Source organism: Providencia sp. PROV048 (assembly GCF_033688165.1).
In the GTDB taxonomy this organism is placed as follows: Bacteria; Pseudomonadota; Gammaproteobacteria; order Enterobacterales; family Enterobacteriaceae; genus Providencia; species Providencia hangzhouensis.
The window spans coordinates 3,841,224-3,860,907 of the sequence record NZ_CP096360.1; the positions used below are offsets into that span (position 1 = coordinate 3,841,224).

18 protein-coding genes and 3 pseudogenes are annotated in these 19,684 nt (G+C 40.2%); 11 read left to right on the forward strand and 10 right to left on the reverse strand.

Features of this window, described 5'->3' with window-relative positions:
- The first annotated feature begins 314 nt into the window (after positions 1–314).
- The 6 genes and pseudogenes from hsdR (at position 315) to M1F26_RS20035 (ending at position 7,896) form a co-directional block, all read left to right on the forward strand.
- Complete coding sequence (hsdR, locus tag M1F26_RS17160) at positions 315–2,756, forward strand: EcoAI/FtnUII family type I restriction enzme subunit R (protein ID WP_110591092.1); 2,442 nt, start codon at positions 315–317, stop codon at positions 2,754–2,756.
- Positions 2,757–2,827: 71 nt separating this feature from the next.
- A complete protein-coding gene (locus tag M1F26_RS17165; RefSeq protein WP_215954202.1) occupies positions 2,828–4,300 on the forward strand; it encodes an N-6 DNA methylase in 1,473 nt (490 codons plus the stop codon).
- The gene (locus M1F26_RS17170) at positions 4,300–6,063 is read left to right on the forward strand and encodes a restriction endonuclease subunit S (protein WP_215954203.1); all 1,764 of its coding nucleotides are present in this window, start codon (positions 4,300–4,302) and stop codon (positions 6,061–6,063) included. Before M1F26_RS17165 ends, M1F26_RS17170 begins: the two co-directional genes overlap by 1 nt.
- Positions 6,064–6,073: 10 nt before the next feature.
- Positions 6,074–6,207: pseudogene (locus M1F26_RS17175) on the forward strand (nuclease); the annotation flags it as partial.
- A gap of 419 nt (positions 6,208–6,626) precedes the next feature.
- A complete protein-coding gene (locus M1F26_RS17180; protein ID WP_153673806.1) occupies positions 6,627–7,505 on the forward strand; it encodes a hypothetical protein in 879 nt (292 codons plus the stop codon).
- 55 nt (positions 7,506–7,560) lie between these two features.
- Entirely contained in the window at positions 7,561–7,896 is a 336-nt protein-coding gene (locus tag M1F26_RS20035) for a DUF1240 domain-containing protein (protein ID WP_369097859.1), read from the forward strand.
- Positions 7,897–7,994: 98 nt separating this feature from the next.
- Here the strand turns inward: M1F26_RS20035 and M1F26_RS17185 are convergent, their stop codons facing one another.
- Both M1F26_RS17185 and M1F26_RS17190 read right to left on the reverse strand, forming a co-directional pair.
- A complete protein-coding gene (locus M1F26_RS17185) occupies positions 7,995–8,474 on the reverse strand; it encodes an Hcp family type VI secretion system effector (protein ID WP_094961537.1) in 480 nt (159 codons plus the stop codon).
- 148 nt (positions 8,475–8,622) lie between these two features.
- The gene (locus tag M1F26_RS17190) at positions 8,623–8,808 is read right to left on the reverse strand and encodes a hypothetical protein (protein ID WP_004264230.1); all 186 of its coding nucleotides are present in this window, start codon (positions 8,806–8,808) and stop codon (positions 8,623–8,625) included.
- A gap of 470 nt (positions 8,809–9,278) precedes the next feature.
- On the opposite strand from M1F26_RS17190, the gene M1F26_RS17195 reads away from it, so the two are divergent.
- From M1F26_RS17195 to M1F26_RS17205, 3 genes are all read left to right on the forward strand, one after another.
- Complete coding sequence (locus tag M1F26_RS17195) at positions 9,279–9,746, forward strand: nickel transporter (protein ID WP_102138150.1); 468 nt, start codon at positions 9,279–9,281, stop codon at positions 9,744–9,746.
- 77 nt (positions 9,747–9,823) lie between these two features.
- Positions 9,824–10,288: a hypothetical protein gene (locus M1F26_RS17200; RefSeq protein ID WP_215954204.1), complete on the forward strand. Its 465-nt coding sequence runs from the start codon at positions 9,824–9,826 to the stop codon at positions 10,286–10,288.
- Positions 10,272–11,081, forward strand: a complete 810-nt coding sequence (locus tag M1F26_RS17205) for a hypothetical protein (RefSeq protein ID WP_215954205.1) — start codon at positions 10,272–10,274, stop codon at positions 11,079–11,081. The genes M1F26_RS17200 and M1F26_RS17205 overlap by 17 nt, the downstream gene beginning before the upstream one ends.
- A 47-nt stretch (positions 11,082–11,128) precedes the next feature.
- Here M1F26_RS17205 and M1F26_RS17210 read toward each other — a convergent pair.
- The 8 genes and pseudogenes from M1F26_RS17210 to M1F26_RS17245 all read right to left on the reverse strand — a co-directional run.
- A pseudogene (locus M1F26_RS17210) lies at positions 11,129–11,548 on the reverse strand (DUF932 domain-containing protein); the annotation flags it as partial.
- 120 nt (positions 11,549–11,668) lie between these two features.
- Positions 11,669–12,682, reverse strand: a complete 1,014-nt coding sequence (locus tag M1F26_RS17215; protein ID WP_140171163.1) for a tyrosine-type recombinase/integrase — start codon at positions 12,680–12,682, stop codon at positions 11,669–11,671.
- 174 nt (positions 12,683–12,856) lie between these two features.
- Positions 12,857–13,636, reverse strand: coding sequence for a tyrosine-type recombinase/integrase (locus M1F26_RS17220; protein ID WP_318839322.1), 780 nt, complete (start codon positions 13,634–13,636; stop codon positions 12,857–12,859).
- A complete protein-coding gene (locus tag M1F26_RS17225) occupies positions 13,636–14,913 on the reverse strand; it encodes a site-specific integrase (protein WP_227528910.1) in 1,278 nt (425 codons plus the stop codon). Before M1F26_RS17225 ends, M1F26_RS17220 begins: the two co-directional genes overlap by 1 nt.
- A gap of 142 nt (positions 14,914–15,055) precedes the next feature.
- Positions 15,056–15,478 (reverse strand): annotated as a pseudogene (locus M1F26_RS17230) (DUF932 domain-containing protein); the annotation flags it as partial.
- A gap of 13 nt (positions 15,479–15,491) precedes the next feature.
- A complete protein-coding gene (locus tag M1F26_RS17235) occupies positions 15,492–15,917 on the reverse strand; it encodes an antirestriction protein (protein WP_140171167.1) in 426 nt (141 codons plus the stop codon).
- A 91-nt stretch (positions 15,918–16,008) separates the two neighbouring features.
- Positions 16,009–16,881: a GTPase family protein gene (locus M1F26_RS17240; protein WP_200129247.1), complete on the reverse strand. Its 873-nt coding sequence runs from the start codon at positions 16,879–16,881 to the stop codon at positions 16,009–16,011.
- A gap of 61 nt (positions 16,882–16,942) precedes the next feature.
- Positions 16,943–17,875 (reverse strand): hypothetical protein, encoded by a 933-nt coding sequence (locus tag M1F26_RS17245; protein WP_318837620.1) that lies wholly within the window; start codon positions 17,873–17,875, stop codon positions 16,943–16,945.
- 437 nt (positions 17,876–18,312) lie between these two features.
- Here M1F26_RS17245 and M1F26_RS17250 point away from each other — a divergent pair, with 437 nt between their 5' ends.
- Together M1F26_RS17250 and M1F26_RS17255 are read left to right on the forward strand one after the other, a co-directional pair.
- Entirely contained in the window at positions 18,313–18,891 is a 579-nt protein-coding gene (locus M1F26_RS17250; protein WP_318837621.1) for an inovirus Gp2 family protein, read from the forward strand.
- Between the two features lie 105 nt (positions 18,892–18,996).
- Positions 18,997–19,206 carry an AlpA family transcriptional regulator gene (locus tag M1F26_RS17255; protein WP_318837622.1) on the forward strand — a complete coding sequence of 70 codons (210 nt, stop codon included), beginning with the start codon at positions 18,997–18,999 and terminating at the stop codon, positions 19,204–19,206.
- Positions 19,207–19,684: the final 478 nt, after the last annotated feature.

A 19,684-nucleotide genomic window follows, 5' to 3' on the forward strand; every position in this document is an offset into this window, starting at 1 on the left:
TCAGATAAACTTAGTCAGTAATTTCATTCGGTATCCCCAATTTCAAAAGTCACTGATTGATTTTGTGTGTAGTGACGTGACTACTTCACACTCAATCAAAAATGTTGCCCGAACTGTCAAAAGGCGATTTTATGTATCGCGGCGAAGAATGTTACAGAGGAACATCGGCTTAAAATAGAAGAGTGATTTGCATATAAACAATTTAAATATTAATGGATTTTAATAATTATAATGCTATTCATTTTATAACCTAACTCACTCCTATATTCTGTGTATAATTAAGCACTAATCCCAATTTCGTTGAGAGAGCTGCTATGGCTGGTATGAATAAAACTCATCTGACTGAAACAGACATCATCACTAAATTTATCCTCCCTGCAATTAAAGATGCGGGTTGGAACTTGATGTCGCAGATCCGCCAAGAAGTCAAACTTCGCGATGGTAAAGTCGTTGTGCGTGGTAAGCTAGCAGCACGGTTGACAGTGAAATCAGCCGACATAGTGCTCTACCATAAGCCGGGGTTACCACTTGCAGTCATAGAAGCTAAAGCGAATAAACACGAGATGGGAAAAGGGATGCAGCAAGGGCTAGATTACGCGCGCCTACTCGATGTCCCTTTTATTTTTGCTTCTAATGGTGATGGTTTTATCTTCCACGACAAAACAAATCCTGCGCAGCTTGAATCCGAAATTACACTCGACGATTTTCCAACACCTGAACAGCTTTGGACTAAATACTGTATTTGGAAAGGTTTTACCGCTGAACAATTGCCTGTCATCAGCCAAGACTATTACGATGACAGTAGCGGCAAATCCCCTCGTTATTACCAGCTACAAGCCATTAATAAAACTGTAGAAGCCGTTTCTGCTGGGCAAAAACGTGTATTACTCGTAATGGCGACAGGTACTGGCAAAACCTATACCGCATTTCAAATTATTTGGCGCTTATGGAAAGCTAAAAATAAAAAACGCATTCTGTTTCTTGCCGACCGCAATATCCTTGTCGACCAAACTAAAAATAACGACTTCCAACCCTTTGGTAGCGCAATGGCAAAGGTGACTGGTAGAACAATTGACCCAGCTTATGAAATTCAATTGGCACTCTACCAAGCAATTACAGGCCCAGAAGAACACCAAAAAGCCTTTAAGCAAGTTGCTCCCGATTTCTTTGATTTGATTGTTATCGACGAGTGCCACCGCGGTAGTGCATCGGAAAACAGCGCATGGCGAGAAATTCTTGAGTACTTCAGCAGTGCAACTCAAATTGGCTTGACCGCAACACCAAAAGAAACCGATGACGTTTCCAGCACTGATTACTTTGGCGACCCCGTTTATACTTATTCACTTAAAGAAGGTATTGAAGACGGTTTCCTTGCACCATACAAAGTCGTTCGAGTCGATATCGATGTCGACTTACAAGGTTGGCGCCCCACTAAAGGCCAAGTTGATAAACAAGGCCAACTGATTGATGACCGAATTTATAACCAAAAAGACTTTGACCGCACTATGGTGATTGATGAGCGTACCCAATTGGTCGCACAAACCATCACTGACTACCTAAAACGCACTAATCCTATGGATAAAACCATCGTTTTTTGTAACGATGTTGACCACGCTGAACGTATGCGCCGTGCGTTGGTAAACCTAAACCCAGAACAAGTGCGAATAAATGAAAAATACGTGATGAAAATCACTGGCGATGACGACATCGGTAAGGCGCAACTCGATAATTTCATCAACCCGAAAAAGCCTTACCCAGTGATTGCAACCACCTCAGAACTGATGAGTACGGGTGTGGATGCGCAGACCTGCAAACTGGTCGTGCTAGATCAAAACATTCAATCCATGACCAAATTTAAGCAGATCATCGGGCGTGGAACACGTATTAACGAGAAGTTCGATAAACTCTGGTTCACCATTCTCGATTTCAAAAAAGCCACCGAACTGTTTGCAGATGAGCGCTTTGATGGCGTGCCTGAAAAAGTGATCCGCACAACACCTAAAGATATTTCCGATCCTGAATCGGATTTCAATGAAATACTCGAAGGTGAAACGTCAGAAAGCGAAACGTTAGATAACGACGTATTTATGGGCGCAGAAGAATCATCCGCTCACTATGGCGCCACATCAGAAAGTGCCAATGGTGCTTTCGAAGAGTGCGAAGAAAACAGAATTCGCAAATATCATGTCAACGGCGTCACCGTAAAAGTACTGGCAAAACGCGTTCAATATTACGATGCCGATGGTAAATTAGTCACCGAATCCTTTCAGGACTATACCCGTAAAACGCTTCTCAAAGATAAAGACTTTGCCTCTCTTGATAACTTCATTCGAAAATGGCACTCTGCCGAGCGCAAACAGGTTATCATTGATGAACTTCAGCAGCTTGGTGTGCTTTGGGAAGTGTTAGCAGAAGAAGTGGGTAAAGACCTTGACCCATTCGATCTCCTTTGCCATGTAGTTTATGGTCAACCGCCCCTGACGCGTAAAGAACGGGCTGACAACGTGCGTAAACGTAACTACTTCACCAAATATTCAGAACCTGCGCAGCATGTACTCAATACCTTGCTGGATAAATACGCGGATGAAGGTGTGCAGGAAATCGAAGATATTCAGGTGCTAAAACTAAAACCGTTCGACAGCCTAGGCCGTCCGCTAGAAATCATCAAAAGTAGTTTTGGAAATAAACAAGCATACGAGCAAGCCGTCAATGAACTGGAAGACCAAATTTATCAGTTACCACCTCGCCAGGCCTAATAACCCATATTATTTTACCACCGTGAGTTATCAGCTCTCGGTGGCTTCATTTTTACCAATGGAATACAAACATGTCGATTAGCTCAGTCATTAAATCCTTACAAGACATCATGCGCAAAGATGCAGGTGTAGACGGTGATGCTCAACGCCTTGGGCAACTGTCTTGGCTATTATTTCTGAAAATATTTGATACTCAGGAAGAAGAGCTTGAACTCGAGCAAGACGACTACCAACTCCCTATTAACTCGCGTTACTTGTGGCGTACTTGGGCGGCAAACAGCGAGGGAATCACAGGGGATGAACTGCTCGAATTCGTTAATGACGATTTATTCCCTGCTTTAAAAAACCTGACCGCGCCTATCGATAAAAACCCTCGGGGCTTTGTGGTGAAACAAGCGTTTAGCGATGCCTATAACTACATGAAAAATGGTACGCTCTTACGCCAAGTCATCAATAAGCTGAATGAAATCGACTTCAGCAACAGCACCGAACGCCACTTATTCGGTGATATCTATGAACAAATTCTACGCGACTTACAAAGCGCAGGTAACGCAGGTGAGTTCTATACTCCACGTGCGGTCACTCGCTTTATGGTCAACCGTATTGACCCGAGATTGGGTGAGTCGATTATGGACCCAGCGTGTGGTACTGGCGGCTTCCTTGCCTGTGCGTTCGACCATGTGAAAGAGCATTATGTTAACACCACTGAAGATCATAAAACGCTACAACAGCAGATCTTTGGTGTTGAAAAAAAACAGCTCCCACATTTGCTGTGCACCACGAATATGCTACTGCATGGTATTGAAGTTCCGGTACAAATTCGTCATGACAATACATTAAACAAGCCTCTATCCGCTTGGGATGAGCAATTCGACGTCATTATTACCAACCCGCCATTTGGCGGCACTGAAGAAGATGGGATCGAGAAAAACTTCCCAGCAGAAATGCAGACCCGCGAAACCGCTGACCTATTCCTGCAATTGATCATTGAAGTGCTGTCCGATAAAGGCCGTGCAGCCGTAGTTCTGCCAGATGGCACACTGTTTGGTGAAGGCGTCAAAACCAAAATCAAAAAACTGCTGACCGAAGAGTGCAACTTACACACCATTGTTCGTTTGCCAAATGGCGTATTTAACCCATATACCGGAATCAAAACCAATATTCTCTTCTTCACCAAAGGCCAACCAACCAAAGAAATCTGGTTCTACGAACACCCCTACCCTGAGGGAGTTAAAAACTATAGCAAAACCAAACCGATGAAGTTTGAAGAATTCCAAACAGAAATCGACTGGTGGGGCAATGAAGCCGATGGCTTTGCAAGCCGTGAAGAAAACAATCAAGCGTGGAAAGTCAGCATTGATGAAATCATTGCCCGTAATTTTAACCTCGATATCAAAAATCCGTATCAAGGTGAAACGATCAGCCACGATCCCGATGAACTACTGGCGCAATACCAAACACAACAAGCTGAAATCAGTAAACTGCGTCATCAGTTACGCGATATCCTCGGTACCGCCTTGACTGGCAATAAGGAAACAAACTGATGACCGTAGAGAAACTAATTACCGACCATATCGATATTTGGTCTTCCGCGCTGCAAACTCGCTCCACCGCAGGACGTGGCAGCAGCGGTAAAATTGATCTTTATGGTATTAAGAAACTGCGTGAGCTGATCCTAGAGCTGGCAGTACGTGGTAAATTAGTACCGCAAGACCCAAACGATGAACCTGCCTCAGAGCTGTTAAAGCGCATTGCAGCTGAGAAAGCGGAACTGGTGAAGCAGGGAAAAATAAAAAAACAAAAGCCACTGCCAGAAATTAGTGAAGATGAGAAACCGTTTGAATTGCCGGAAGGGTGGGAGTGGGTGAGGTTAGGTTTTATTACTAACTATGGCGAGTGTGATAAGGCAGAACCAACAGATACGGATGCAGATACGTGGATAGTTGAACTTGAAGATATTGAAAAGAGTACATCCAGACTCTTAAACCGAGTTAAATTCTCTGAGCGTCCATTTAAAAGTTCAAAGAATAAATTTAATAAAAATGATGTCCTCTACGGGAAGTTACGACCGTATCTGGATAAAGTTTTGGTTGCTGATGATAGTGGTGTATGTACAACCGAAATTATTCCTATAAAAGTCTACGGCAATATTCTCCCTGGTTACCTTCGCCTTTTACTTAAATCTCCAAGGTTTATTGCTTACGCAAATGAATCAACCCATGGAATGAACTTACCAAGGTTAGGAACCGATAAAGCCATCAATGCAGTTGTTGAATTAACAGCAATTGCAGAACAAGTAAGGATTGTCAATAAAGTTGACGAACTAATGTCCCTCTGCGATCAACTGGAACAACAATCACTAACGAGTCTAGAAGCGCATCAGCAACTAGTTGATACCCTGTTAGCGACGCTTACTGATAGCCAAAACGAAAAAGAACTCGCTGAAAACTGGTCACGAATCAATCAGCATTTCGACACGCTGTTTACCACCGAAGCGAGCATCGATGCACTAAAGCAAACCATTTTGCAATTAGCAGTAATGGGTAAACTGGTTCCACAAGATCCTAACGACGAACCAGCTTCTGAACTGCTTAAACGTATTGAACAAGAAAAAGCGCAGATGGTGAAAAACGGCAAAATTAAAAAACAAAAACCATTGCCACCGATTAGTGATGAAGAAAAACCATTTGAGCTACCGCAGGGGTGGGAGTGGTGTCGCTTAGGGGATCTAGCCCATAATTCAGAAGCTGGCTGGAGCCCTCAATGCGAGGCTTCACCAAGAGTTGATGATAATTGGGGAGTATTGAAAATTAGTTCCGTCACATGGAGCGAATTTAATCCTAATGAAAATAAAGCACTTCCAAAACATTTAGAACCTAAAATAGAATATGAAGTGAAAGCAAGGGATTTTTTAATTTCAAGAGCAAATACTGCCGACCTTGTGGCTCGCTCTGTCGTAGTTCCTGACTCTCCACCAAACCATTTAATGCTTAGTGATAAAATAATTAGGTTTCAATTCTCTAAATTAGTTGATGTAAACTATATTAATTTAGTCAATAACTCTAAGTATTCTCGAACTTATTACTCTGATGTGGCTGGTGGAACGAGCTCTTCGATGAAAAACGTATCAAGAATACAAGTATCTTCCTTATTGGTTGCCTTACCTTCTTATAACGAACAATTAAATATAGTTGAGAAAGTACGCAATTTGACATTGCTATGTGAACACCTCAAATCCCATCTGCAATCCGCCCAACAAACTCAGCTCCATCTAGCGAATGCACTCACTGATGCAGCATTAAACTAAGGAACAAACGATGTCGATTAATCATGCTATCTGGCGTGTGGGTGATAATCCCCAACCGCTAACGACTAGCAAACTTGCCAGCGAACAACTGCTGGAAAAATGATTTTAAACGACCCAGCCATTCTCTCTGACCAATGGATAATTGAGAACGCGTCAAAATTAGAAGTTGATTTAAGACAGCCTCTTGTAGAGCTTTCTATTCAACTCAAACAAAGTGGCTTAATTACAAGAGGGTGAAGAAGAGTAAATCTTAGGTGATAAGGATTTAGACAATTTAGGTTTTGTTAGTTTATGGGGAAACTAGGGGAATTCACATTTCCCTAATATCGTCCCTGATTTGGCGATCAAATTAACTATCCCTCTGCAATAAGCCAATGAAAAATGAAGGCAACCTATTGAATATCATAGATTATAGCCCTATTACCTCAGTAGTGTAATCAGGGCTTTTCATGTGTCAGACTGGGTTATCTATTAGGATCCATAATCTCATTTATATTTTCATTGAATACTATCAACACTTCTCATAAACTTAACCTAAGCTAAATTTTAGAAAGGGAATTAACATGGCGTATAAATATGATCCCGTATCAAAAACACTCATTGATGCGGACGCGAAATTTAGCTTCGAAGAGGTACCTAACTATGATGAGCTTTACTACCAAGCGAATCTCACAAAAATTAGGGGGATCCTGAATAATGAAAAAGACGATGATAATGTCGCAGCTATAATCACCATTGAAGAAGCGGATTATATTTTAAAAAACTTATCGACTCCGACGCCTTTCAAAGATCCCAAAGAAACACTATTTGGTATTGGCGATATAATGTCTTCATTCTCAGGAAATATTTACGAAGCATACAGAATAGAAAGAATTGTTAACGAGTTTCGTAACTTCAATATCATAGCAACAGAATATATAGGCCCCAATGGGAATACTTATATCCGTCTATCTGGTCATGCAGGAATTAGAACGTTCTTGGACGGAACTCGATATTTAGCAAACAATCCTCGAATTTTATACATGGGCGTAGGAACTCAAGGGATGAATAATGTATCTGTGGGAGCTGCTCGTTTCTCCATTGTATTCTCAGCAGCTTATCGAGTTGTAGAACTAATATTTAGGGATGAATACACACTAGTTAATTTTTTCGTAAACATAACTATGGATATGGCAAAATTGGCTATTGGCGCACAAATAACAACAGCAGTTACAGGTGGCTTAGTAACTGCTGCATTAACTGGCGGAACAAGTATTATATTAGTGACTTTAGGTGTCTTTTTTATAGGTTTTGTAGTTGTTGGTATTTTGTATTGGCTTGATAGTGAACTAGGAATCAGTGAATCTATAATAAGAGACCTAAAATTTCACCGCCGCGCTAAAGCTGAAACAAGAAGTCCTCAACCTATATTTAATAACTGGAAGGCCCTTAGCCGTGGATAACAATACAAAAAATAAACTTAATTCATTGTTTTTTCTTGTCATTTCGCTATTAAGTGTGTTTATTTCCTTATCTACATACATCCAATATTTAAGTTTAGAGGAAAAAATAACTTTGTCTCTATATTTTACATCCTTAATTTTTTTCTCTCCATTTACCTTATATTTATCGTTTATTTTTTACCGAGCTGCAAAATCATCAAGTGAAATAAAATTAAACAACCAAATATTCAAATATCTTTTATTTATAGCAATAATAGGGTTATTAATAAGCTTGATTATTTTTATAGGCATGAAAAGCAACCTTTTATCTAAAGGTTACATTAGATGTACAGATAAATCATCAACAATGGTAACCACATACACAATAGATAAAGCATTATGTAAAAAATAAATTTATTAAATGAGGTCAGTCACTCAATGGTACGAAAATTCATGCTAAACATCATATATTTTCGTACCAAATTAATACCTTACATAAAAAGAGAAGTGCTACTTAACCATCTCACTATTGATACTATAGCTTGATGTATTCGCCATTAAATGACTTCTTGATATAGATTCGTATTTCATTTGAACCCGTTGATATGGCATGGATTCATTATCTTTTATTGAATCAGGAAATATGTCGGAAATCTCAATCAAGGAAACACCAGTAAGTTTGATTTCATAATATCTTTCAAGTTGACCAGCTTGACTTGTTCGGTAAAACATAAATTTTGCTTCTAAAACTTCATTACTATCCAAAGCCACTGAAAGTAAGGGAGATGATTTATCAATCGGCTTAGTAAATACGACGGGTTTATATGAAGCATTCTGCTCGCGAAAGGAACCACTATTTAAGCCGATTATCTGAATTTCGTCTTCATGGCCGACCTGATAACGATTACCGATTGAATCCTGAGATGAGCACCCTGCCGAAATCAAACCTTGGCTTTTACCTTTTAACACTAAATACGTCGGATATGCCATACTCTCTCCTGTAATCGTTGGCCTTTAACTATTAATTGTTCATATTACCTGAATTTAGGTTAAGTACACCAATTTAATTCACGTTTAAAGGCTGAATCAAGAATGGTAAGAGTGAAAACCTACAGCCCTTTGTAGGGCTTGGCATATGTCAGGCAGGGTTATTATCTAAGAACAGAGGCATTTTGTGGCTGTACGCGTTGCTGGAGGCAGGGAAAGCCATAAAATCTAGCTCTAAAGGCTCATCTACCGCGATTAAACAGCCTAAGATAAAGCTCTCCGCTATCGCCATGCGTTTGGGCTTTAAAACCTCTATTTGCTTAACGTTGAGTGGCATTGAGGGGGCACCTATAACAATCGAATTGAAGTGCCCCTTATTTGGCCCCTTTTGGGGATGGACATCAAGAGACGTTATAAGATGCCACTGGATAAAGTTGTCATTGATTTTTTTTAGATATTTTTTATTTTATGGATGATTTGAGACGTTAGCATACGTCAAGATAGTGCGAAGGCCGGACTCGCAAAGAAAGACTAACAACATGAAATTTAAATAATACATTTTTATGGTATATTTTTATACCCGTAAATGTACCCACTATAAAAATATCTCTGACATAAACCAACTCTAACTATAAATTTCCCCCCCTCAGCACTGGTGATGAATATCAATATTAAAATCAGTAAACACATTCAGAGGTAAAAATTTAATGCCAGTACTTGAAACAGATCACCTTTCTTCTTATTTTTATCCCCAAGATATAATTAAATTGTATAATAATGTCATTATGAAACAGAAAGGTAAAAATAATGAAAGATTTCAATCAGTTAATATCATTGGCAGTAGAAAATTCAGGTGCAGATGACTCAATCAATAAAAAACTAACAGAAGTATTACAAAAAGAGCTTAACGACTATGTTAATCTTGAACTTCTTAAAGCTAAGCTTGAGGTTTTGTTCAATTACGAAAAAAGTTATCTCGAACTTGTTAAAGAATACAAAGAAGAGATCAAGTTTGCTAGTACTTTGCAAGAAGATTTACGTAAAGAACGCTCCAAATTCTTTTCTGAAACACTAAAAGAAGTTTCTGAGACACTGAATCAATCTCAAGTCGACAGTCAAGTTGCTTCAAAATGGTTAAAAGAACTTGTTGGTAGTTATACAAAAAGTTTAGATTTGAGTAGTAATCTAATCGAAGAGCATACTCTTGATACCATTGGAAAAATTCGTCATGAAGCTAAGTTAAATAAACCAACAATAGTTCCCGATAGTAATTAATAACAGAGAAAGTGTACAATTAAAAGAAGGGGTGAACCTCCCCTTTAATTAACAGAACGACAATAGCTTAACATACAATGAAAAAAATATTATTAGAGCTATTATTAGCTTTACGGGAGGCGAGGGAAGACCTTGTTTCTCGTACTATTAAAGAAACTCCCCAATTATTTTCATCTTTATTTCAATATGAAAATAATGAGAACCTTTTATCTCTTTCATTTCAAAGAGAATATTCTATTTTCATCAATGATAATCTAGAAAAACTATCTATTCACATTACTAATGCTGAAAATAGTGATACAAAAAAAGAGTTAAAATTTATTGTAGAACAGTTTGTTAGCTTTAAACAAATTCAGAATACTTCAGTTATAGACACTTTTTTTCTTAATGATAAAATAGAACAAATCGAAAAAATATTTTCAATCTTTGATAAAGATAGTGATCGGATCGAAGAAATCAATTATATAAGAAAAAAAGAACAAGTTCTTTTTGAAAGAAAATTTAAAATATTATTAGGAGAAAAGGATGAGTTGGTTGAGTAAAATAGGTGGAGCACTTCTGAATTGTGTCAGTAAACCTATTGAGGTTTTATGTGATTGGGCAGGTGAACCACTTAAAAAAAATCACCACAATAGGGATGAATCTGCTAAAAATTCTGCCCACCGACGTGATATTGAAAGGCTAACCGCTCAATCTAAATCCGAACACGAAATCAAAATGAGAGAAATGGAGTTTGAGCATGATCTAAAAAGTAGAGAAAAGGAACTTGAAGTAAATCTAGAAGTTCGCAGAGTTCGCGAAATTGAAAAAGCTGTAGCTGAAATTCAAGAATGGAAAAAAGAAAAAGAATTTGAGCGAATGGAGAGAACAACTGCTGCAATAGCTCTTTATCTTAAACAACTAACAAAGCTTAACGTGGAAACCATCAACGCAATTGGTCATATGCAACTTGAACTCAAAGAACGAGCCCAACAACTTGTTTATGAAAAAACCATACAATATAAAGAACTTCAAGATACAGCTATTGAAGAGGCTATGAATGATTTCCTCAGAATTGAGGAAAAATTTGGTAATAATGAAAGAGCAAAAGATATTCTTATTAAAGCCGTTGATACTAAAATGGGGAATATTATTTCTACATCAACTCGTTTCTTAGAGGAATTAAATAGAGATATTGTCAATCTTAACGAAAGCATTGATAGACTAACAAATCAAGGTCAAAAATTTATCGAAAACCACTTAGAGCGCTTTCATTCATCAAGTGTCAGTACCCCTATATCGTTTACTAAAACAAACGATGATAAACGAATACTCCCAATTAAAGAGATAAATTAGTTTATAATAGGCACATTATTTGATGAAAAACAATGTGCTACTATTTTCTATATTCTCTCTCTTCCAGAGAAATGTCCATACATCTTTTCAGTCATTACCCACAGTGCTTTGTTCAATTTAATATCCCCATCGATGCCATTCACTGAACGAGTGCGAGCTCGCTTACCTTTTGCATTTCTGCCCGATAATCCGCCTTTGATTAAATTCTCCTGCAAGCGTTGATATACCGTCCACAGATCATCTTTCTTATCTTCCCAACGGCGAGGCTGTAATACTTGTTCCTCGGTAATCGGTTGATGTTCCTCACCAAAGCGATACGTCAACGCCGCATGTGCTAAAGCTTGCTGCGCTGATGGCGGTAACATAAGAGATTGCATTTGCTCACGTTTTTCAGCAATTTCATCAAACGTACCTAGCACTTCATAAGCCCCTTCAATTACCTTGCCTACAACATCACCTTTATGGGGCTATGAATAGATGCTCATAGCCTCACCTATGTTAATTTCTCAACTATGTATAGTTAGCTCGCGGAGCTATTGTCGGCTCCTATAGTTTATTGACCTGGAGCCGACAATTGATTTGCATAGTTACAGCGTTTTCAGAAAGTTGAGTAGATCATCTGATGCCCGGAATCGCTTGAATGTTGTGTCTGGTGCATCAAGGCGAGAAAGCACCTCTTCCTTCATCTGCAAGTTGGCTTCGACATAGCGATGCGTCGTATTCACGCTTTCGTGACCAAGCCATAGAGCAATGAGATTGAAGGAGACACCACTTTGCAGAAGGTGCATGGCGGTCGTATGCCTGAGGACATGTGGTGACACTCGCTTGGTCTTCAGACTGGGTTGAGTGGCTGCTGCACGATTGACTGCAAGTGCTAAACGTTGTGCCACATTAGCTCGCGTCATTGGTTGCCCCGATCTGGCAGGAAGCAATGCCGCATCACCGTGCATGTTCTGATTGGTTCGCAACCATGCCCGTATAATTCCAACCGTGGATTTCCATAATGGTATCGATCTCTTACGTCGCCCTTTTCCATTCAGATGAACGCATGCGCTTCCATCAAGCACGACATCAACAACACGTATATTGATTACCTCAGACACTCGAGCCCCCGTGTTATAGATAATCGTAAACAGCAAGTGGTCGCGCTGTGAGATCCAGTCATCACCAGGGTCACCGAGTATGGCGATGATTTCTGGGCGAGTTAAGTGGCCGATTAGTGGCTGATCAAAGCGTTTCATTGGTACATTGAGTGCTCGTTCTACCGTGTGTAATGCGGTAATGTCTCGTCGGCCAGCAAACCTGAGAAACGTTCGTAGGGCAGTTAGGCGAAGGTTGCGGCTTCGTACAGTATTCTGACGTTCTGACTCCAGATTATCCAAAAACTTCAAGATGAGATCTGGCGTGATGTCTTCCAACTTCATGGCTACTGGTTGTCTGTGCAACTGCGAAGTTGCAAACTCAAGAAATAGCTTGAGCGCATCCCGATAACAGGCGATTGTTTGCGGACTGAGAGCCCTTTGCGCCACCAGGTATTCAGTAAAAAACTGCTGCACAATTTCCGGGAAACTTGATTGCTTAGACATCGATTTACGCATCATTCACCTCCGGCATACACATTTCGAATTGCTTTGCCGAAGCCGCCATCAGCTCCGGAACCGCCTGTAGATACCAGTAAGTCTCCGCTATGCTGGCATGCCCTAAATAAGTCGATAGTGACAGCATCTCATGAGCAACATCGATCCCTTGTTGTTGCCACAGAATAATCCGCCTGACTACAAATGAATGCCGTAGATCGTGGATACGTGGTGCATGATGAGTGCCACGATTAACCCAGCCCAATTCCCGGCGTAATGCCCGAATACCTGACAAACTTGTTGTCCGCCTAATGGTTTTCCTAATACATCGGCGCGTAATCCGATGAAAAAATAAGCATCTTCATCTGATGCTGCCCCCGTTAATTTACGTTGGTTCAGGTATTGATGTAATGCCTTGCTCGTACTCGGGTGCAACACGATTGAACGTGATTTTCCAAACTTGGTTCTCCGGATTATCAATATGCTCCTACGTAAGTCTACATCGCTAATGCGAAGTGACAGAGCCTCAGAAATACGCAATCCAGTGCTTGCGAGAAGACCAAAGAGTGTCTCGTAGAGCAGACCTCGGATGCTGTTGTGCGGGCCCAACCTCTTCGCCGCAGCCAACAGATCCTCGATCTCTTGCTCACTGTAGATATGCGGCGTTCCGCGCTCTGGTTTTCGTCCGCAGACCGAGCCATCTGGCACCTCGTGTTCCGGTTCTGAGAATTGCAACCAGCGCATGAAGGTACGCAAATATTTCAGGCGACCATGGGCCATGCTAATAGGCACAGCTTCGGTAAACCGGCCTTTTGATGCCCATTCGGTCATCAATTCAAGAGTTAATGGCCCTTGATGATTGGCTCGCTGTACGTATCGTGCAAAGCTACGTAAACAATAACTGGCATGACTCATTTCGAAGCCGAGATACCGTTTTTCAGAAAGATAACATTCAACTTGTGTGGTCAGATCGCCCATTATATCTGGCCCCCTGCAGTATCCATGTCAAAAAAGCCCGGCCACGGCAGAGCTACGCGTGCCAGATTACGACTGTCGAGTTTGGCATAAATGCATGTGGAATTTAACGAGCGGTGACGCAAAATATCAGCAATGTCTTTAATCGACGCACCAGTCGCAAGCAACCTGTTGGCCATCGTGTGACGCAGTAGATGGGCACTGGTGTACTGAAGCCCGGCACGTGCATATACCTGGCGTATAGCGATACTGACTACCGATCTACTAATGGGACGTTCACGAGGTGTTTTATGGCTGGCAAAGACCTCCCGATGCAGGGTCTTCGGTCTGCCGTTCTGTAGGTAGGCAGCGATGGCATTGCCTGTAGTTACGGGCAGGGGCATTACATCGTCCCGGCGGCCTTTTGTCCGACGCAGGGTGATTGTTCCGCTCACCCAATCAATATCATCCAGGCTCAGGCGGGCGATTTCACCAATACGAAGGCCGAGATCCAGAGCACAGCGCACCATGGCATCAGCACGCAATCCAATTGGGTCTGTTTGCCCAAGTGAGTTTAGCAGTTGTTCAATTTCGTCGGTGCTGAGTGACTTAGGTAAAGATGCCTGCTGCCAGTTAGCCGGATTTGCAAGGGCGCCAATCAAAACATACAAATCATCCTTTTGCATTATGCGCCACCGAAAATAGCCACGCAGACTGGACACAACGAGGCTAAAGCTTACCGGTGTTCTATAGACATTAGCCTGTGAGACAAGAAAATCACGAACATGTGCGGGGGTGAGCGTGGATAAATTGATGGCACCATCGTTGAATTTATCGCGAAGAAATCTGCCAACAATTCGTATGGAAGTCTCCCGAGTACTTCGCGCGAATCCACGGGCTTGTAGTAAATAGTCGTCAAAACGGCGTAACTCTACAGCCACTGGGAGCATATCAATAGGTTTAGGTGGGATTAACTCTATGGCCCGCAACATGTTTAACAAGTGCCCTAGGGGCGAGCGACTATGGTTGCGCCGATATCCCGAAACAGGCTCAATATAATCGGGAACGCGCTGGTGCAAAAATTCTTCAACCAGAGTCTCATTTACATCACACAAGGACAGGCGCATTTCCGACATCCAACGTGAAAACTGTGCCATGACCTCCCCGCAACGCTGAATATAACTGTTCGAATATCCACGACATGCTAAGTACTCTCGAAGTGTCTCTCTGTATTCAATCAATAATGGAACATAACCGGTAGGGTCACCGTGATTGCATAAAGTAGGTTGATCGGTATTCATGATTATCTCCTTGAAATGGGAGACAACAGGTTGGTTCGAAAATGAAAACTATGTATAGGAGAAATTTTAAGCCAGCTACCTATAATAGGTTAAATGGAGACGGATTAGCAACAAACTACACATAGTTGAGAGATCAACATAGGTGTGGCACACGTACTTCACCAAAGGTATCTCCACACACTAAACCATTTTGACATACAGCTCTAAATAGACCCGGCAGCATTTGATAACTACTCGAACCATCATGGCTATTAAGTAAGATGATTTCAGGTACTTGTATACCCGTAATTTGATCATGTCTTCTTAGCCGTAGCATATGCTTTGTGTGCTCTCGACGACTGGCATCACGTACACGAGTCTGACACGCAAAGAACGGGTAAAAACCTTCTTTTTGAAGACTATCCAATAAGGTAATGGTTGGTATGTAAGTGTAACGCTCACTTCTGGATTCGTGTTTTTCTTCAGAGAAAACACTCGGTACAGTACGGAACAATTCTTCGATGGTCAGTGGACGGTCACGGCGAATACTGTTAGCAGAGCCAAAACGCGAAGCTAATAAACTCATGATAGACTCCTGATTAATCAATTAAGTGGAAAATGGCAGCGGATTCGGAATGTTGTGAAGCGTAGTCACGTAGCTGATAAAAGCGGTTACACATCACTTCACTTTCTGTTTGGAATGACCAGATGCTGTACAGGATTAGACACACTGCAATGCCTGCCGCCTCTTGGCTCACGGTGGCTTCATTGCCATTATGCATGTTGAATAGGGTTAAGATGTCTGCGTTGATATCAGGGTAGATAAAGGCTCCCCCATTACTGAGCACGCCATACTCCCAGTAACCGCCATGATACTCATCACAGAATTGGCCCATCGTGGTGAAGATCACTACTTCAAAGGTGGTCCAGCCTTTCACACCACCAAAATGGTTGAGCCAAAAATCAAGGCGTTGTTCATCAGGGACTAATTCCATTGTGATAGCGGATTCGGTTGTGTTACTCATAAGTTGATACTCCAGTAAAAAGAAATAAAAAAGCGCCAATCCCGTTAAGGACTAGCGCTTGATGTCATCAATGTTGTGTTAATTTAAGAAGTTAAAAGAAAAAACTCCACAGGGATTTAGCGACGGAGACGATGCTGTTTTTGACTGTGCCAATCGTGCTTTTTATCAAGACAGGCAGGGGAAGGATGTCTATCAGCGTATCGACGATATCACTGACGCATTGTCCAAAATCGTTACGTGCGGAGTTCTCTACGGATTGCGTTCGGTAAGTGTTGTTCAGTTGCCTAGCGACACCGCTACTAGCCTCTGCCGGTAATACCTGTATTAATTGCTCCGCTAATTCAGTCAGTTGGTAACCTTCTGCCGCAGAAACCGTCATCACAGGATGATGCGGCTTAAATGCGGTTATCACGGCTTGTTGCTTCAATTCTAAGCTAGCCGCTTGCTCTGGGGATGGCTGGTGGCTCAGTTCATTCCACTGGCGACAGGGCTCTATTTTGTCGGCCTGATTCAATACAAACAGAAATCGTTCAGATTGGTAGCCACATTGCTCAGTGAGAAAGCGATAACATTGTTCATCAGAAGACCATGCCCTATCATCGGCTTTGAGTACCCAGATGATTAAATCTAGTTCTGGCAATAAGTTACGATAGAGCTGGTGGTACTCTTTATCTCGCTCAAGGCTTTCACCTACGCCGGGTAAATCCACAAAGGTAAGCGTGTGATTGTTCATCGTCATACTGAAGCGTTGGGCTTGGCGGGTACAACCTGAAACATCACTCACGGGCGATAGTGAGGATTGGAACAGCGCATTGATCAGACTGGATTTTCCGGCTCCAGTTTTACCCATCAGGCCGATGGTGGGGGAGTAGTTTATTAGGTAGTTGAGTTGGTTGAAAAACAGATTTTTAAATGAAGCAGGAAAGGCAGAAATAACCCTTCCTAATTCAGGATATTCGTTCATATTGCTTCCTTGAAAATAAATTCATCATCATTCAAGGTAATAATATATATTTGAAATTGTTTTAATTTTTCTTTTCAACTAACGATATGAGTTCTTTAAGTGGATCTCGTGGCAAAACAATTTCTTCAATCATCGCCTCGATAATTTCGTTAATATTTTTATTATGATTTTTAGCTATTTCTTTTAATTTCAACATAGATGATTTTGAAATATACGTATTGAGTACAGCCTTATCTTTAACTCCATCACGATACTTTTTTTGGCTCCATGCCTTCCTTGTTTGAAATAAAAAAAGCTTTACACGTTCTACGGTTGAAATAACAGCCCAATAATCAAAACAGGAAACAATTATTTTCCATTTCTGATTTTTAATAAGAACATTAACATCATCATCAGCAGCAATATTTTCGCGCATCATCCTCTCTCCTATCCATTTTAACGCTTCAGTTTTTTTTGACAAAAATGAAAAAGGATCTGGATATTCTTTGGTAATAGATGAAGCTTTATCTCTCATTTGAAAAACTATCGCATTAAAATCTTTAGGGGTCATAAATAAAACCACAAAATCCAAAAAACAAACAATATAATGAAAAGGTATATTTTTACCCATCATTGGCATCAAATTTAAAGGTGAATAATTATACACTCCAGCCATAATTGATTTATGATCCATTTCTATAAGGTATTTATTATACGACTTCATGAGAAAATTTAAGATAACAAATGATATTCTTTCATTCCTTAAAAAAGATAGTTGTTCTATTGGAATAGTTTTTCTCTCCACCTTTCTTAAATAGTGATCAACATTATTTAAGACATTCCCGACATGCTGATTCAACTCACGAATTAACGTATTAACATTCTTACCTCTTGCCTCGATAATCATTTTATAAAAATCTTCAGGTAATAGTGTTTTTTCTGAAAGCATACAGAATAGGACAGCATAATATTGTCTACACTCCAAATAATTATCATTTACATCTACACTTATCATACACTCTCTCCACCTAGTATTTTTTGCAGACCTTTACGCTGTATTTTACGTAGTATTTAAGATGTTATTATGCTACATAACAATCAGTATTTATGTGTTGAAAATCACTATAACCACACAAATTATTATTAGAATGAAGACTAATCTTTAGATAAGCTAATATCAGAGTTGAACTACTTGAAAAAGTATCAGTTCACCTTTGTTCAAAAGCGCTCTGTCACGGTCATCGGTGATGAGATAGAGAAGAGCCTTGCCGTGTTGGTATAGTATTATCTTAATAAAGAAAACCTATCCCATAACTACACCTAGAATATTAATCATTACCCTGTCACTGACTCACTAATTCATATGCTCATCATTTTTCTAAAGTGATGAATTCTTATTTTTAACAACATCCATTCTAGATATGAAAATAAAACCAACCAAAGGTATCAATCATGTCTAGAAACACCTACAACGAGCATTACATTCAAAAGATAAACCACACCATCCGTAAATCACTCTTAACCTATAATCGAGTTACTGCTATTCGAGTGGACTTGCGATTTCCTTCATCGGATATAATTCACTTAAGTGATTCCAATGCCATCACCCGATTTTTTGAATCGTTAAAAGCAAAAATAAATGCTGACCTAAAACGTAAAAATAAAATATGGAAGCGTAACCATTCATGCCCTTTGTTTTATGTATGGGTCAGAGAGTTTGGTGAGATAAAAAACAAAAAACACTACCATATACTTTTGCTATTAAATAAAGATGTTTATTGGAACCTAGGTGATTTCATCAAAACTGAAGGAACACTCTATGCATTAATACAGCAGGCATGGTGTAGTGCTATTGGTGTGAATGAGCGTTATTTAGTTCATATCCCAGATAACGCTGTTAATTGGCTAGATAACAATAATGTCAACAATGAAAGTACGATATTCGAATTAAATCAGCGCTGTCGTTACTTAGCCAAAGAGCATACAAAATATTATGATGATGGCGAGCGTTCTTTTGGATGCAGCCGTTAATCTAGCAATAAAAAACATGAGGGGGATATCTTTTGGAAGAGAGATATCCCTAAATACTTATCGATATCCCTTCTGCCTTTTAACTTTAAAGACAGGAGTTCAATAATGAGCACTCAAGCGATTCCCTTATTAGATGACCAATTCGTTGATATGAAATTTATAACCAGTTTAACCGGACTAACAGATAAATGGTTTTATAAATTGATCCAAGATGGGGAGTTTCCAAAGCCGATAAAACTGGGACGTAGCTCTCGCTGGTTAAAGAGCGAGGTTGAAAATTGGCTACAGGCACGCATTGCCGAGTCCAGAGCTTAACCATCACATCACTACCCTATTCTACATTAGTAACATCAACATGTAAGTCAAACCGAAAATTCCATTATGAAAAAAACATCATGTCCAGCATGAGACATTGCTGTGCCATGAACAACACTGGCTTGTCGGTCTTACCAAATTCGCAGTTGCTCAGGGAATGTGCCATCCCTATATTTAGAATAGCCACAAACTGATGGTAGCGAATATACGTATTCCTGACACAGACAGCACACTCACTGTCATTTCAGGTATACCTGTACCACTTGATGCACGCTAAAATGCCTCCTGAGCAGTTATATGTCTAAGATGCCATTGAAATCGGCTTAATGAGCAACGACCGATTACTACCTTACCCCCTAATACTTTCTTTAATTTTAATTACATACTAAAAAATTACTTAAGCATTATGTTGCATGAAAAATCAGTACCATTATAATAGCAATTTTGAGTCAAAAAACTGATAGGCTAGAATTAATAC

What these genes read in the sequence shown, in the direction of transcription:
- hsdR (WP_110591092.1), top strand. Translation starts at nt 315, where the DNA reads ATGGCTGGTATGAATAAAACTCATCTGACTGAAACAGACATCATCACT.
- M1F26_RS17165 (WP_215954202.1), top strand. Translation starts at nt 2,828, where the DNA reads ATGTCGATTAGCTCAGTCATTAAATCCTTACAAGACATCATGCGCAAA.
- M1F26_RS17170 (WP_215954203.1), top strand. Translation starts at nt 4,300, where the DNA reads ATGACCGTAGAGAAACTAATTACCGACCATATCGATATTTGGTCTTCC.
- M1F26_RS17180 (WP_153673806.1), top strand. Translation starts at nt 6,627, where the DNA reads ATGGCGTATAAATATGATCCCGTATCAAAAACACTCATTGATGCGGAC.
- M1F26_RS17185 (WP_094961537.1), bottom strand. Translation starts at nt 8,474, where the DNA reads ATGGCATATCCGACGTATTTAGTGTTAAAAGGTAAAAGCCAAGGTTTG.
- M1F26_RS17190 (WP_004264230.1), bottom strand. Translation starts at nt 8,808, where the DNA reads ATGCCACTCAACGTTAAGCAAATAGAGGTTTTAAAGCCCAAACGCATG.
- M1F26_RS17195 (WP_102138150.1), top strand. Translation starts at nt 9,279, where the DNA reads ATGAAAGATTTCAATCAGTTAATATCATTGGCAGTAGAAAATTCAGGT.
- M1F26_RS17200 (WP_215954204.1), top strand. Translation starts at nt 9,824, where the DNA reads ATGAAAAAAATATTATTAGAGCTATTATTAGCTTTACGGGAGGCGAGG.
- M1F26_RS17205 (WP_215954205.1), top strand. Translation starts at nt 10,272, where the DNA reads ATGAGTTGGTTGAGTAAAATAGGTGGAGCACTTCTGAATTGTGTCAGT.
- M1F26_RS17215 (WP_140171163.1), bottom strand. Translation starts at nt 12,682, where the DNA reads ATGATGCGTAAATCGATGTCTAAGCAATCAAGTTTCCCGGAAATTGTG.
- M1F26_RS17220 (WP_318839322.1), bottom strand. Translation starts at nt 13,636, where the DNA reads ATGGGCGATCTGACCACACAAGTTGAATGTTATCTTTCTGAAAAACGG.
- M1F26_RS17225 (WP_227528910.1), bottom strand. Translation starts at nt 14,913, where the DNA reads ATGAATACCGATCAACCTACTTTATGCAATCACGGTGACCCTACCGGT.
- M1F26_RS17235 (WP_140171167.1), bottom strand. Translation starts at nt 15,917, where the DNA reads ATGAGTAACACAACCGAATCCGCTATCACAATGGAATTAGTCCCTGAT.
- M1F26_RS17240 (WP_200129247.1), bottom strand. Translation starts at nt 16,881, where the DNA reads ATGAACGAATATCCTGAATTAGGAAGGGTTATTTCTGCCTTTCCTGCT.
- M1F26_RS17245 (WP_318837620.1), bottom strand. Translation starts at nt 17,875, where the DNA reads ATGATAAGTGTAGATGTAAATGATAATTATTTGGAGTGTAGACAATAT.
- M1F26_RS17250 (WP_318837621.1), top strand. Translation starts at nt 18,313, where the DNA reads ATGTCTAGAAACACCTACAACGAGCATTACATTCAAAAGATAAACCAC.
- M1F26_RS17255 (WP_318837622.1), top strand. Translation starts at nt 18,997, where the DNA reads ATGAGCACTCAAGCGATTCCCTTATTAGATGACCAATTCGTTGATATG.